We start from the raw sequence: 15,413 nt of genomic DNA, 5'->3' as shown, positions 1-15,413 counted from the left end.
CTTTCCAACACAAAATGGTTACCAACATTTGTAACTTTGAACCAAAGCCAACGATTTAATGATATCAATTACTGAAAAAACGCTACAAGATTTAGAATTTACCACTGTTTTGCATACCATTTCAGAACGCTGTAATACTGAAATTGGAAAAGAAAAAGCACTTCAAATAGTACCTTTTAAAAGCAAGGAAGAATTGATGGACAATTTGTTGCAAACATCTGAGTACCTTTCCTCGTTTACCAATAATAATGCGATTCCCAATCATGGATTTGACAATCTCACTAATGATATTAAGTTTTTGGCCATTGAAGATAGCTTTCTTGAAGTAAGTAGTTTTAGAAAAATAGCAACACTTTCAGAAACAGTAAACACAATGTTGTTGTTTCTGAAAAAATTCCATGATTACTACCCAAAACTTGACGAGAAAGGATCAAAAATCGAATATACCAAATACATCATTCAAAAAATAGATGAAGTTGTTGATAAATTTGGAGAAATAAAAGACAATGCGTCACCTGATTTAATAAATATTCGCAGAGACATGAGCGTTGTTCGTGGAAAAGTAAACCAAAGTTTTGGTCAAGCGATGAGCCAATACAACTCCTTAGGATATTTAGACGAAATTAAAGAAAGTTTTGTTGAAAACAGAAGAGTTTTGGCTGTTTTAGCTATGTATAGAAGAAAAGTGAAAGGTTCAATGCTAGGAAGTTCAAAGACAGGAAGCATTGCTTATATTGAACCCGAAACTACACTGCAATACTCACGAGAATTGAGTAATTTAGCATACGAAGAGCGGGAAGAAATTACGAGAATTTTAAAAAAATTATCGAATGAAATTCGTCCATATATCGATTTATTGAAGCAATATCAAGATTTTCTGAGTGATATAGATGTTATCGCAGCAAAAGCAAAATACGCCCGAAAAATCAATGCAATACTGCCTAATATTATCGAGGAAAAACGATTGTATTTTAGAGATGCTTTTCACCCTATTTTGTTTTTAAACAATACCGAAAAAAAAGAAAAAACATTTCCACAAACAATAGAATTGAGTAATGACAATAGAATCATTGTTATTTCTGGTCCAAATGCTGGAGGTAAAACAATATCCCTGAAAACAATTGGACTTTTACAATTAATGCTACAATGTGGCATTTTAATTCCAGTTCACGAGCGAAGTGAAACCTTTCTTTTTGATAGAATTTTAACTGATATTGGTGACAATCAATCTATTGAAAATCATTTAAGTACCTACAGTTACCGTTTAAAAAACATGAATTACTTTTTGAAAAAATGTAATGCTAAAACTTTATTTTTAATTGATGAATTTGGAACTGGTTCCGATCCAGAATTAGGCGGTGCTTTGGCTGAAATTTTTCTCGAAGAGTTTTATCACCGAGAAGCTTTTGGTATTATTACAACACATTATTCCAATTTAAAGATTTTGGCTAATGAATTACCATTTGCCAGCAATGCAAATATGCTTTTTGATGAAAAATCATTAGAACCAATGTACAAATTGATATTGGGACAAGCTGGAAGTTCTTTTACTTTCGAAGTAGCTCAGAAAAATGGCATTCCATATGGACTAATTAATCGTGCAAAAAAGAAGATTGAAGTTGGAAAAGTTCGATTTGACAAAACAATTGCGACACTTCAAAAAGAGCGCTCAAAACTAGAAAAAACTTCTCAAACATTAAAAGAAGAGGAAATTAGAGCACGCGAAGAAAGTAAAAAAATGGAAACCATTAACAGTAAAATCCAAGATAAATTGGAACGTTATCAAGAATTGTATGACTCAAACCAAAGATTAATATATGTTGGACAAAAAATTGATGATATTTCAGAAAAATACTTTAATAATAAAGACAAGAAGACTTTAATTGGTGAATTTTTAAAAATTGTAGAGGTAGAAAACTCTAAACGCAAAAAAGCATCGGCAAAAGAAAGAGTAGAAAATGAAATCATCAAGAAAAAGGTGATTGAAGAAGTTCAAGTGAAAGTAAACGAAATAAGAGAAGTTAAAAAAGAAAAAAAGGCAAAAGCACAAAAAATAGAAGCTGACAAACCAAAAATAATTTTAAAAGTTGGTGACAGTGTAAGAATGTTTGACGGAAAAGCTATTGGAACTATTGATAAAATTGATAAAAACAAAGCCATTGTAAATTACGGTGTTTTTACTTCAAAAGTGAGCTTAGAACTACTAGAATTTATAAAGACCAAGTGAGCTATCATGGATATTTCTATTTTACCTTTAGATAAAAAAATAGTTCTTTTTGACGGAATATGTAATCTGTGTAATTCATCTATACAATTTATAATAAAACACAATAAAAAAGATAGTTTTCGATTTGTTGCTCTTCAATCAGAACTTGGTCAAGAAATACTGCAGCATATTGGTATTGATACTTCTACAATAGATAGCATAGTTTTATATGAACCAGGAAAAGCTTATTATTTAAAGGCCGAAGCCGCGTTTAAAATAGCTGAGGAATTTGATGGTATGTATCGCATGCTGGGCCTATTCTCGAGCTTTCCAAAGTTTTTTATAAATTATATTTATGATTACATTGCAAAAAATCGGTACACTTGGTATGGTAAAAAAGAAAGTTGTATTTTGCCTACAGCGGAGTTAAAAAACAAATTTCTCTAACATGACATTTGTCATTTTTCTATCGAAATGTTAAATTTAACTTTGCTTACCTAATTGATAGAAATTATGTTTAGCTTCATTTTACCACTTTACTCCCACGAAAATGGTTCGTTTATTATGATTGGAGTTTTTGCTTTAGTTATAATCGGATTAATTAGCGCTATTTTTTTTATGATAGCAACAGATAAAAACAAAAAAGACTAAGCGCAAAACTTAGTCTTTTTTAATTATATATAAAAAAGGTTTACTGCTTAATTATCTTTTTGGAAGCAACACCATTGCTTGAACTAATTTTCATCATATATACTCCAGTAGCAATATCTGAAATATTAACTTCAGCATTTGAAATAGCATCATAAGAGATTTTTTTAACCATTCTTCCATTAATATCAAACATTTCAATAGAATTAATTGCTAAATTCATGTTGCTTGAAACAGAAACAAAATTTGTTGCTGGATTTGGGTAAACAGAAAAAGTTGCCTCATCAGAAATATCATTAACTCCCAAAAGAGAATCTGTCGCAACTGCTCTAACAGTTAAATTATCCATTACCATTGAAGCAGCTGTAGTATTTGGTGCAGCTGTAGTATTTCCTGAGAAAGAAATAAAATCTATTTCCGCCGGATCAGTTCCTGCTGAACTACCTGGAACTGCAATTCCTGCTGGAGCAATTCCTGGACCTTTAATTAAAACTTGTCCTGTCGTTTTATTATAAGAAACTCCAATTCTACTGAATGTATCAGCTGGTAATTGAATACCTGGTGCGGCACTTAAAGAATAATTATAATTACCAACAGGGTTTCCAGCAGGAGTAGAATAGGCTACTACAAAAAGCTCACGAGTTGCAGCTCTCACAAAAAAGCCACCTAGAATTCTGTCGCCTGCTGCATTAAAAATATATACACCAAAAGTGTTTCTACTAGTTGAAGTTCCTGCACCGGGATTGATATCTACTTCTAGTTCAATAATATTATTAGTAAGCGCTCTAGTATTCCATAACGTAGGAAAACCATCTTGCCACATAAATCGGCTTCCTTTATCTCCATTTGGACCAGTTAATTGCAGTCCTAAACTTTCATTTCCACCAGAAACAATTTGTGAATTGGTAACAGCTGCATTCGTTGATGTAGTTGGTGCGGTTCCATTACTTGAAAAAAACAAGTAGTCACCTTGACCTGGCACTGTACCAAGAATTTCACTAGCGACATTTCCGATAGTTAATGAATTAAAATCTTCTGTAAGAAGAACTTGTGCTCCAGAAAAAAATGGCGCAACAAAAAATGATAGTAGTAATAATTTTTTCATAATATTTGCTTTAAGAAATTTTTCAAATTTAATCAAGTAATTTAAATTCTGCTACATTTTTTTAATCTTTTTCCCATTTTCCTACAACCGTTGTAGCTAATGCGTTCCCCAAAACATTTGTAGCACTTCTAAACATATCGCAAAAATGATCGATAGGTAATATTAATGCAATACCTTCAATTGGAATATTAAACATACCACATGTTGCTGCAACAACTACTAAACTTGCTCTTGGCACTCCGGCAATTCCTTTACTTGTCAACATTAATACCAAAAGCATTGTCATTTGAGTTCCAAAATCAAGGTGCACGCCATAAGCTTGGGCAATAAAAATACTTGCAAAAGTCATATACATCATACTACCGTCAAGATTGAAAGAATATCCCAAAGGTAGCATAAATGACACTAATTTATCTTTAACGCCAAATCGTTCCAATTCCTCTGTCAGTTTAGGAAAAACAGCCTCCGAACTGGTTGTGCCAAATGCAATAATTAACGGACTTGTTATTCTTTTTAATAAAAGAGTCATATTCCGCTTTAGAAAAATATAACCAACAATAAGTAAAATGAACCAAAGCGATGAAATACCAACTAGAAAGGAGCCAAAAAATTTCGCGTAAGTAACTAATAATTCTTCTAAATCACGAATAGCAAAAACACCAGCGATAGCACCAAAAACTCCTATGGGAGCAAATTTCATTACATAGTTTACCATTTTCAAAATGATATGCGATGTCTTATCTAACGCATTAACGACAGGCTTTGCATGGTCTCCAATAGATGCCGCAGCTAAACCAAAGAAAATAGAAAAGATTACTATTTGTAAAATTTCATTGGTGGCCATCGCTTCGACAATACTTTTTGGAATGATATGTTCAATAAAGTTTTGTGCTGAAAAACTTTGTGTTTTTTCTGTTACTTCAGAAGCAGTTGATGTATCAATATCTGATAAATTTAAACCAACTCCTGGTTCTAAAATATTTACCCAGAACATTCCTATTAAGAGTGAAATAAAAGAAGCTGTAAAAAACCAACCCAACGCTTTTCCTCCTATTCTTCCCACAGCTTTAATGTCACCAAGTTTGGCAATTCCAACAACCAAAGTAGTGAAAACCAAAGGCGAAATAATCATTTGAACTAATCGAATGAAAACGGTTGCCAGCATTTTTATATAGCCGCTAAACTCTTTTGCAGTCTCTACCGAATAGTTATTATGAATATAAATTCCTAGTATTGCTCCAAATACCATAGCAATAAGAATTTGAACCGTAAGATTGGATAAAAAAGACTTCTTTTGAACTTGATTTGCATTCATTTTAGTTAGTTTTCAGTGCTAGCTTTTAGTTCCAGTGTATCCATTTTTAAAACAGCATACTGTAACTACAAACTAAATACTATTCTTGGTACGTTTTATTTATTAAGTAAAAATCGGCTAAAACAAGAGCTGCCATAGCTTCTACTATAGGAACAGCACGTGGCACAACGCATGGGTCATGACGCCCTTTTCCTTGTTGTGCTACAATTTCGTTTTGATTGTTTAACACTTCTTGTTTTTGAATTAAAGTCGCTACAGGTTTAAAAGCTACTCTAAAATATATATCCATTCCGTTTGAAATTCCACCTTGAATTCCGCCCGAAAGATTTGTTTTTGTTGTGCCGTCTTCGTTGTACAAATCGTTATGCTCACTACCTTTCATTCGCGCACCGCAAAATCCGCTTCCGAATTCAAATCCTTTAACTGCGTTAATGGATAACATGGCTTTACCAAGTTCGGCATGAAGCTTGTCAAAAACAGGTTCACCAAGTCCAATGGGAACATTTTGAATAACACATGTTATCGTTCCTCCCACAGTATCGCCTAGTTTTTTTATTTCTTTGATGTAGTTTTCCATTTTCTCGGCTACAACTTTATCCGGACAACGAACTGCATTTGTTTCGATTAAAGAAAAATCAACTTCCTGATAGGGCTTTTCTAGAAAAATTTCTCCAACTGATGATACAAAAGCAGTGATTTTTATATCTGACAAAACTTGTTTAGCGATAGCACCGGCAACTACTCGACATGACGTTTCACGTGCCGAACTTCTTCCTCCACCGCGATAATCTCTCACACCATATTTTTTTTCATACACGTAATCGGCATGACTAGGTCGATATGAATTTTTTATATGTGAGTAGTCATCTGATTTTTGATTGGTGTTGGGAATAATAAAGCCAATTGGTGTTCCAGTAGTTTTTCCTTCAAAAATACCCGAAAGGAACTGCACCTCGTCTTCTTCTTTTCGTTGCGTTACAATAGAGGATTGACCAGGTTTTCGACGTTGCATTTCACTGCGAATCGCGTCAAAATTCAAAGAAATTCCTGCAGGGCAACCGTCTATAATTCCGCCTAGCGCCTCGCCATGTGACTCGCCAAAAGTCGTTAGTCTAAAAAGAGTTCCATAACTATTTCCGGCCATTTTTATGTGTTTTAAACAAATATACTAATTTGAAGTAAAGTAAAAATCGGTAACGATTTTATTTTATTACAATCGGTTTTTTAGAATTGACTTTAACCACACTGTAAGGATAGACTAAATCTATTTGGATAGCAGGATTATTTTCTACCGATTGTGGCTTTATTTCTTTGATATAGAGTATGATATTAGCATCAGTTTCTTCTATTTTTTCAATTACAATATTATAATTATCAGCAGGCAAAGGACCCATATTTAGAATAACAAAGTTACAGTTTTGTAAATCTTCCGTTTTTATTTTCTTCTTTAAATTAGCGTCAGATAACAACATATTTATTTCATTTGGCTCAGAAAGAATTTCATAAAACTTAATATTTGCTCCACCATCATTGTTGTAATTTAGCACTTCATACAAAGAATTATCAACCACGCTTTTTGTTGATGAACACGAAAATAAAAGTAGTAACGTTAAGGATAAAATTATTTTTTTCATTTGGATTCTTTTAAAGCTTTTCTATACAAATTTTCATATAGTGGAAGAATAATTTTAATATCAAACTTTTTGGCTACTTCAAGTGCATTTGCTTTAAATTGAGCCAATGTTGTTTCATCGGACAAAATTTTCAATGCATTTGAAGCCATATCATCTACATCGCCAACATTGCTTAAATATCCTGAAATTCCATGAAAATTTACTTCGGGTAAACCACCTGAATTACTGGAAATTACTGGAACACTCCACGCCATTGCCTCTAAAGCAGCAAGTCCAAAACTTTCGGTTTCTGACGGTAAAAGAAACAAATCAGAATAGGACAAAATTTGATCTATCTCATTACTATTTCCAAAAAAGATAACTTTGTCTTGAATACCTAATTCAAAACATAGCTGTTCTGCTCTTGCTTTTTCTGGTCCATCACCAACCATCATTAATTTTGAGGGAATTTGTTGCTGAATTTTATAGAAAATAGTAATTATATCAGGTATTCGTTTTACTTTTCTAAAATTACTGATGTGTGTAATGATGCGCTCATTTGTTTCTGCCATTACTGAACGTTGACATGAAATTAAACTCTCATTTCTAATTTTGTCCAATTCAATAAAATTGGGAATAACATTAATTTCTTTTTTAATATTTAGTAATTTATAAGTGTCATCTTTTAAATTTTGTGAAACCGAAGTCACTACATCTGATTTATTAATGCTAAAACTTACCGCGGTTTTGTAAAAAGGATGATTACCTACAAGTGTAATATCTGTGCCATGAAGGGTCGTGACCATCGGAATTATAATTCCTTCATCTTTTAGCATTTGCTTTGCCATATAACCAGCATAAGCATGAGGAATGGCATAATGAACGTGTAACAACTCTATTTTATAAAGCTTCACCATATCAACTAATTTACTTGATAGAGCTAATTCATAAGGTTGATAATGAAACAAAGGATATTCAGGAACGTTTACTTCGTGATAATGAACATTGGGATTTAACAGTGCTAAACGAACAGGTTGTCTGTAGGTTATAAAATGAATTTCATGTCCGCGATGTGCCAACTCTAAGCCTAATTCAGTAGCAACAACACCGCTTCCTCCAAATGTAGGATAACAAACAATGGCTATTTTCATAAATTGATTTTGATGATACGAATTTAAGGAAAATAGTAACTAAAACCTCTTAAGCAAGGTGAAAGTTATTTGTCTATAATAGCCTCTTGTATCACTTTCTGAATATCTTCTCTAATATTCTCCTTCGAAAGTTTGTTCGGTAGATTTGAGTCAGGAAAAGTTCTATTGGAAAGAAATACATAAATAATTTCGGTAGCAGGATCAGCCCATGCCATTGTGCCTGTAAAACCAGTATGTCCAAAACTTGATAAAGAAACACAACCGCAAGTTGGTCCTAATGCACCAAGTTGTGGTTTGTCAAATCCTAATCCGCGACGATTGCCTTCTGCGCAAAACCAACAAGTATTGAAAGTGTCAAAAGTTTCTGGTGAAAAATATTGAACAGCGCCGTAAGTTCCTTTTTGAAGATACATTTGCATCATTTTAGCAATATCCAAAGCGTTTGAAAAAATTCCTGCATGTCCTCCTACTCCATTTTCCATTGCCGCTTCCATATCATGAACATATCCATGAATGGTATCATGTCTAAAATAATTGTCGATTTCGGTTGGGACGATATTTTTTTTATCAAATTTAAGCAGAGGATTGAACAGCGTATTGTTCATCCCTACTAATTTGTAGAAATTATTATAGGTCAAATCTTCAAGTGATTTACCTGTTGTTTTTTCTAAATATTGCTTTAAAATTATAAAGGTAAAGTCGCTATAACGGTATTCTTTTTTATCAATAAGCGGACTCGCAATAATTTTCTGCATAATACTATCATGATAATCATCTCTAAGAAATAAACTGTCAGAAACTCGTTTACTAAAGCCCAATGTTGCTATTTTTCGATAGTACTTATCCATCGGAATTTTTGCAGAATCAATTGTTGACTTATAGAAAGGAGTCCAGGCTTGCATTCTGCCATAATGTGACAATAACTCTTTGAAAGTGATTTGTTCTTTGTTAGAGCCTATAAAAATTGGTAACATTTCGCCAAGCTTTGTTTCAAGATTTACTTTTTTCTTGTCATATACTTGCATAACGATAGGCAATGTAGCTACTATTTTTGTCAAAGAAGCAACATCATATAAATCTGTGTTTTTAACTTTAGTAGTATTGTCATAGGTGTGTGTTCCAAATGATTTTTGATAAATAACTTTTCCTTTTCGCGCTACTAAAACTTGTATTCCTGGCGCCATTTTTCCATCGATAGCTTTTTGAGCTATTTTTTCAATTTGGTTCAACTTTTCAGAGCTCATTCCCACATTTTCTGGCGTAGTGAATCCCAATCGATTTATTTTTTGAGTGACTATTCCATCACCTACTTTGAATTCTTCATTGATAGAAACTGGTAATTTTCCTTTTGCATCAACTGCTCCAAATACTATTTGAGCCGAAACTTCTTGTGCTATGTCGCCATTTTGATAAGAAACAACAAAAGCTTCAATATCATTAAAATTTGTAATTTTTGACAACGAATAAGGTTTGGCAAAACAATCAATAATAAGTTTCTTTTTGACTGCTATGGTATCAATAAGTTTTAACTCATTCTCTGATAATTCAGGCGATTTCCACCACGATTTATCTGATTTATGATATCCAATAATTACGGTTTCAAAATCAGTTAATTTAGTCATCAAACTGTCAATGTTACTATCGGAAAGTTCCGTAACATCGGTATATTTTTTTAAAGTACTAACAAATGCACTATGGGAGTCTTCGCCTATTTTTACATAAGCAATTTTTTGATTAAGATTTTTTATAGGTAAAATATCATCTTGATTTTTAACGACTGTAACTGCATTTTCATATAATTGGTACTGCAAATCAATATTTGATTTTGGGTTGAGATCATTGAAAATATTAATCCCTTCAACTGGTTCCAGTTTATTTAAACCCGCTTTGAATTTGTACTGTAAAATTTTCTTAACTGACTCTTCCAATCTACTTTCAGAAAATTGCCCTTGTTGATAGGCAGCACTAATTTTTTCAACTGCAAGCGGAACATTCTCTGCAAAAAGTAAAATATCATTTCCGGCTAAAAACGCTTCTAAATCAATGTCGCCAGGCTTTTTGAAATTACTTGCGCCTTTCATATTAAGGGCATCGGTAAATATCAAACCGTCAAAACCCATTTCATTTTTAAGTAAGTTGGTTACCACAGGTTGCGAAATCGAGGTTGGATAACCTTCTCTTGGTTCTAAACTTGGCACATTCAAGTGTGCGACCATCACAGAAACTAATCCTTCATCAAACATTCTTTTATAAGGATATAATTCTACTTTTTCGATGTGCTCCAATGTAGCATTTACCACGGGCAAAGTATGATGTGAATCGGTTGACGTATCGCCATGTCCAGGAAAATGTTTTCCTGTTGAAAAGACACCTTGCCTTTGTACGCCATTCATCAATGCGATGGCGTGCTCTGTAACGTTTACTTTGCTTTCGCCAAAAGAACGATAGCCTATAATTGGATTTTTCGGATTTGTATTGATATCTAAAACAGGCGAAAAATTGAAATGAATACCCATTCTTTTGCTTTCTTTTGCCATGCTTTCGCCTACTTTTTCGACTAATTTTAAATCTTTGATAGCACCCAAAGTCATGTTAAATGGATAACGAAAAGTAGAGTCCAATCGCATGCTTAATCCCCATTCGGCATCAATACCAATAAAGAGCGGTACTTTTGATATAGATTGGTATTGATTTGTTAATCGTGCTTGACGTTTAGGTCCGCCTTGAAAAAAAATTAATCCACCGATGCTATGTTCTCGAATTAACTTTTCTATTGCATTAGTATGCGTAATATCCTTATTCGAATAAGCAGCAACCATAAAAAGTTGTCCTACTTTTTCCTTAAATGTTAATTGATTATAGACGCTGTCTACCCATTTTTTCTCCTCAAGTGTCTGAGGAAAAAAGGTTTTCCTTTCAGATTTAATGTGCGGAATATAAATTTCTTCTTCACCAACTATGTCAACTTTTTTGATAGACTCTACCTTGGCTTTGGTAGAAGAACAATTAGTAGCCAAAAACAATAGTGATAACAATAAAATAAACCTAAGGAAAAAAATTTTCATTAAAAATGTGGATTAAAAAAATCGACTATGCCAACTATCACCTGCTGGTACTTCCCAATTTTCATTAAATTCTTCGATAGTGTTGACCAAATTATTAAAAATAATGGTATTAGCAGTCACTGCTTTTTCTTTGGCCATTTTTTTAAAATCGGCTAAAGATTTGTGCGCAATATGTTCGCCATTTTTGAAAGTAACATTCATTTTATCTAATAAATCTACTTGGTATTTTTTTTCCAAACTTTGAATAAAAGCTACCGACGCATCAATGGAACAACCCGTTGCTTGTTGCACATCTTGATTTACTGCAATAATTATGAAACGGTTGTATTTCAATAAATAGGATGCTTCAAGTCCTGTGCCATGAGCGGACCAATTTTCTAAAAATGCCTTTAGTTTATTTTCTATTTCAATAATTTCAACTTCCGAAAATTTTCGGTTGGACTGGTAAATCCATATTTTAGACTCTTCGGGTAAACTTTCAAAAGGAACGTACATGGAATGTTAGATTTTAGATTTTGGATTTTAGATATTAGTCCAGAAACGTGGCGCTAGATAATTATTAACAGATAATATTATAAATCTTGAGCATTAGCAATTAGTTCTGCGATATCCATGACTTTTATCTCGGCTTCTTTTTCTTTGTTTTTCACACCATCCGTCATCATAGTGTTACAAAACGGACAACCAGCCGCGATGATATCGGGTTTAGTTTCTAACGCGTCTTCTGTTCTTTCAATATTTACTTCTTTATTTCCTGGTTCAGCATCTTTAAACATTTGAGCACCGCCAGCGCCACAACATAAACCATTGGCACGAGAACGTTTCATTTCAACTAATGCAGCATCGAGTTTTTGAATTAAATCTCGTGGCGCTTCATAAATATTATTGGCTCTTCCAAGATAACATGGATCGTGAAAAGTTATTTTTTTCCCTTTGAATTGTCCACCTTCAATAGTTAATCTTCCCGTATCTAATAGTGATTTTAGAAACTCAGTGTGATGAATTACTTCATATTTTCCACCTAATTCGGGATATTCATTTTTCAACGTATTAAAACAATGCGGACAAGCGGTAACTATTTTTTTGGCTTCATAAGCATTTAAAACCTCGATATTCATCATGGCTTGCATTTGAAACAAAAATTCATTCCCAGCGCGTTTTGCTGGGTCACCAGTACAACTTTCTTCAGCACCAAGTACCGCAAACTGGACATTGGCACGATTTAATATACGGACGAATGCTTTGGTTATTTTTTTGGCTCTATCGTCAAAACTTCCAGCACATCCCACCCAAAACAGCACTTCCGGTTGCTTACCTTGAGCCATCATTTCTGCCATCGTTGGCACATGTAATACTTCTGACATTTTTTTAGATTTTTAGATTGTTAGATTTTCAGATTATTAGACTTTTTCTCCAATAATCTAATTATCCAATAATCGAATTTACTCATGATGTTCGTCATCAAACACTTGAATGGTTACTTCTTTGTCTACCAAATCGGTGAATTTTCCTCTATAACGAGTGGCTTTTACTAAGTGATTGTCAATCCAGTGGTAGTTTCCACCACGAGGTTTACCAAATAAAATGCCATGATACTTAAAGCCATGTTTTTTTAACCAAATCTCAGTGTATTCTCTGTGTGCTTCGGTTCTTGAAGTGAAGAAGAATATAATGTGTCCTTCGTCATACCATTTATTCAACGTTACTAGCGCATCAGGGTAAACTTCAGCTGTTAACATTCGTTCTGGTTCTTCATTAGGAATATCGTCACAAATGGTACCATCGATATCAATCAGATAATTCTTAATTCCTTCGGGTAAAATTGGACTTAAATGTTGTCCATTTTGAGTAATTGTTTGTAAGTTTTTGTCAATGTCTTCCGCTTTCATTTTTTACTTTTTATAGTTTTCATATTCATTAGACAAATCCTCAAGCTCACATATGAGAATTTATCAAGTCTTAATTTTTAATTTTCGTCTTTCCAGTTTAATCGGTCCATTTGGTTATATGGCCATGGCGCGCCATTATTCTCTATGTTGGTCATCATGGCATTTAATGATTGTGGCGCAGCACTTTGCTCCATAACTAAATAGCGTCTCATATCCATAATAATAGATAACGGACTGATATTTACAGGGCATTCTTCCACACAAGCGTTGCAAGAGGTACAAGCCCATAATTCCTCAGGTGTTATATAATCGTTTAAAAGTGATTTATTATCTGGTACAAAAACGCCTTTGTTGGCATCTATATTTCGTCCTACTTCTTCAAGTCTATCACGTGTGTCCATCATGATTTTTCGTGGAGACAACTTTTTCCCCGTTTGATTGGCCGGACATGAGGAAGTACAACGACCACACTCCGTACAAGTGTAGGCATTTAATAATTGTACCCAATTCAAATCCTGAACATCAGAAGCGCCAAACTTACTCGGAACCGCATTTTCATCTACTGGTTGTGCGGCAAAAGGATCAGCATTTGGGTCCATCATGAGCTTCACTTCCTTGGTAACACTTTCAAGGTTATCAAATTTACCTTGGGCATTTAAATCGGCAAAATAGGTATTGGGGAAAGCCAATAGAATATGTAAATGCTTTGAGAAATATAAATAATTTAAAAAAACTAAAATACCAATAATATGCAACCACCAAGCCGTTCTTTCGATTATATTCACTGTAGTCAAATCGAATGAATAAAATAATGGTGCTATGAACTGAGAAACAATATTGCCCGAATTTTCTATCTGAAATTTAAAATCCGCAGCATTCATCGTTAAAAACAATGACATGATTACAACCTCAAAATACAAAATATAATTGGCATCATTGCGAGGTTTACCATTCAAATCAGAACTAGTAAACCGTTTGATATTTAAAACATTTCTTCTAACCCAAAAAATAGTTACCGTAAGTAATATTAAAACGGCTAACACTTCAAATGAACCTATTAAAAAACTATAGGCTGTGCCGAGGAAAGAAAATATACGATGTGTTCCAAAAATTCCATCGATAATAATTTCTAAAAGTTCGATATTAATTATCAAAAATCCCAGGTAAACAATCAGGTGTAAAACTCCCGAAATAGGTCTTTTTACCATTTTTGATTGTCCCAAAGCAATCATTGCCATGTTTTTCCATCGAGCTGATGCATTATCTGAACGATTGACATCTCTTCCTAATTTGATGTTTCGACTTATTTTTTGAACACTTCTTGCAAAAAATGCGACTCCAACAAATAAAATTAAAACAAAAAGTATGTTATCAATATAGGCCATAGTTATTATTGTTTTACACGTAAAGAATCGGAAACTGGTGCAACGTAGGGTTTGTTTTTCTTTCCAAACAGAGATACATTCACATAGCGAGTTGGGTTCAATCGAACATCTTGAAGCAATAATTCTAATTCTTTCGATGTTTGTGTGAAATTGGTATAAAGAGTTTCATCTTTAGCCAATTTACCCAACGTTCCTTTTCCTGATTGCATATCAACCAGTAACTTATCAACGGTAGCTAAAGTTTTCTCTAAATTTTTTACCACTTGATTTAAATTGGCTTTTGAAATGGAATCAGATATTTTCGAAAAGTTACCACTTGTTTTTTCCAAATTTGATATCGTACTATTTATTTTTGTTTTGTTCTCCAAAAGCATATTGTTTACCGACGTTTCTGCTTGTCGTAGCTCAATTAAAACGGCATTAAGATTTTCGATACTTTTTTTCAGATTTACTTTTGTTTCTGCGTCCATCACTTCATTTATACTCACTAGCATGGTGTTAGCATTGCCAAGTACATCGTTAAGCTTGTCTTTTATAGGTTTAATTTCGTTAGAAACTACTTCTGTTAACCCTAGTTTTATTGAAGGAACCAAAAAATCACCTGATGGCAATAGTTCTGAACTCTTACCATTAGGGATAACCGCTATTTGTTTTCCGCCAATTGGTCCGGGAGAATACAACTCAGCCACGCTTCCTTTTGTGATTTTGTAGTCACTATTAATTTGAATTTCAACTAGTGAATTCCAAGTAGCATCAAGTTCTATCGACCTCACTTTCCCTACGATTAATCCGTTAATAGTAACAGGTGATGATGGAATTAATCCGTCCACATTAGAATACTTAACGTAAAAAGTATTGTTATTAGACAGCAAATCGCGCCCTTTAAGAAAACTATATCCCCAAATAAACAGCAACATGGATGCAATGACTAAAATCGCGGTTTTGATCTCTCTAGAAATTTTCAATGGTAATTTGTTTTTATTTTATAAAAATACGACCAAAAGTCGCGAGTGGCAAAGTTAAAATAAATTATCAA

At 33.4% G+C, this 15,413-nt stretch carries 13 protein-coding genes; 2 read left to right on the top strand and 11 right to left on the bottom strand.

What is annotated here, in order from left to right:
* Nucleotides 1-58 precede the first annotated feature (58 nt).
* Both WFZ85_RS06105 and WFZ85_RS06100 read left to right on the top strand, forming a co-directional pair.
* Entirely contained in the window at nucleotides 59-2,227 is a 2,169-nt protein-coding gene (locus WFZ85_RS06105) for an endonuclease MutS2 (RefSeq protein WP_342695403.1), read from the top strand.
* A 6-nt stretch (nucleotides 2,228-2,233) separates the two neighbouring features.
* Entirely contained in the window at nucleotides 2,234-2,653 is a 420-nt protein-coding gene (locus WFZ85_RS06100) for a thiol-disulfide oxidoreductase DCC family protein (protein ID WP_342695402.1), read from the top strand.
* Between the two features lie 244 nt (nucleotides 2,654-2,897).
* Here the strand turns inward: WFZ85_RS06100 and WFZ85_RS06095 are convergent, their stop codons facing one another.
* The 11 genes from WFZ85_RS06095 to WFZ85_RS06045 all read right to left on the bottom strand — a co-directional run bounded on the left by WFZ85_RS06095 (nucleotide 2,898) and on the right by WFZ85_RS06045 (nucleotide 15,342).
* Nucleotides 2,898-3,959: a T9SS type A sorting domain-containing protein gene (locus WFZ85_RS06095; protein WP_342695401.1), complete on the bottom strand. Its 1,062-nt coding sequence runs from the start codon at nucleotides 3,957-3,959 to the stop codon at nucleotides 2,898-2,900.
* Between the two features lie 61 nt (nucleotides 3,960-4,020).
* Nucleotides 4,021-5,274 carry a dicarboxylate/amino acid:cation symporter gene (locus tag WFZ85_RS06090; RefSeq protein ID WP_342695400.1) on the bottom strand — a complete coding sequence of 418 codons (1,254 nt, stop codon included), beginning with the start codon at nucleotides 5,272-5,274 and terminating at the stop codon, nucleotides 4,021-4,023.
* A gap of 79 nt (nucleotides 5,275-5,353) precedes the next feature.
* Nucleotides 5,354-6,418 carry a chorismate synthase gene (gene aroC / locus WFZ85_RS06085; protein ID WP_342695399.1) on the bottom strand — a complete coding sequence of 355 codons (1,065 nt, stop codon included), beginning with the start codon at nucleotides 6,416-6,418 and terminating at the stop codon, nucleotides 5,354-5,356.
* A gap of 58 nt (nucleotides 6,419-6,476) precedes the next feature.
* Nucleotides 6,477-6,908, bottom strand: a complete 432-nt coding sequence (locus WFZ85_RS06080) for a protease complex subunit PrcB family protein (RefSeq protein ID WP_342695398.1) — start codon at nucleotides 6,906-6,908, stop codon at nucleotides 6,477-6,479.
* A complete protein-coding gene (bshA, locus tag WFZ85_RS06075; protein ID WP_342695397.1) occupies nucleotides 6,905-8,038 on the bottom strand; it encodes an N-acetyl-alpha-D-glucosaminyl L-malate synthase BshA in 1,134 nt (377 codons plus the stop codon). The genes WFZ85_RS06080 and bshA overlap by 4 nt, the downstream gene beginning before the upstream one ends.
* A 65-nt stretch (nucleotides 8,039-8,103) precedes the next feature.
* Nucleotides 8,104-11,103, bottom strand: a complete 3,000-nt coding sequence (locus WFZ85_RS06070; protein ID WP_342695396.1) for a glycoside hydrolase family 3 N-terminal domain-containing protein — start codon at nucleotides 11,101-11,103, stop codon at nucleotides 8,104-8,106.
* 12 nt (nucleotides 11,104-11,115) lie between these two features.
* Entirely contained in the window at nucleotides 11,116-11,598 is a 483-nt protein-coding gene (locus tag WFZ85_RS06065; protein WP_342695395.1) for an ABC transporter ATPase, read from the bottom strand.
* Nucleotides 11,599-11,675: 77 nt separating this feature from the next.
* Nucleotides 11,676-12,467 (bottom strand): (Fe-S)-binding protein, encoded by a 792-nt coding sequence (locus WFZ85_RS06060; protein WP_342695394.1) that lies wholly within the window; start codon nucleotides 12,465-12,467, stop codon nucleotides 11,676-11,678.
* Nucleotides 12,468-12,545: 78 nt separating this feature from the next.
* Entirely contained in the window at nucleotides 12,546-12,992 is a 447-nt protein-coding gene (locus WFZ85_RS06055; protein WP_342695393.1) for an LNS2 domain-containing protein, read from the bottom strand.
* Nucleotides 12,993-13,069: 77 nt separating this feature from the next.
* Nucleotides 13,070-14,377, bottom strand: coding sequence for a (Fe-S)-binding protein (locus WFZ85_RS06050; protein WP_342695392.1), 1,308 nt, complete (start codon nucleotides 14,375-14,377; stop codon nucleotides 13,070-13,072).
* Between the two features lie 5 nt (nucleotides 14,378-14,382).
* Nucleotides 14,383-15,342 (bottom strand): MlaD family protein, encoded by a 960-nt coding sequence (locus WFZ85_RS06045; RefSeq protein WP_342695391.1) that lies wholly within the window; start codon nucleotides 15,340-15,342, stop codon nucleotides 14,383-14,385.
* Between the last annotated feature and the right edge of the window lie 71 nt (nucleotides 15,343-15,413).

Origin of the sequence: Flavobacterium aureirubrum (genome assembly GCF_038739835.1) — a bacterium.
In the GTDB taxonomy this organism is placed as follows: Bacteria; Bacteroidota; Bacteroidia; order Flavobacteriales; family Flavobacteriaceae; genus Flavobacterium; species Flavobacterium aureirubrum.
The sequence above is the reverse complement of the archived record's forward strand: the minus strand, read 5'-3'. Positions and strand labels throughout refer to the sequence as shown.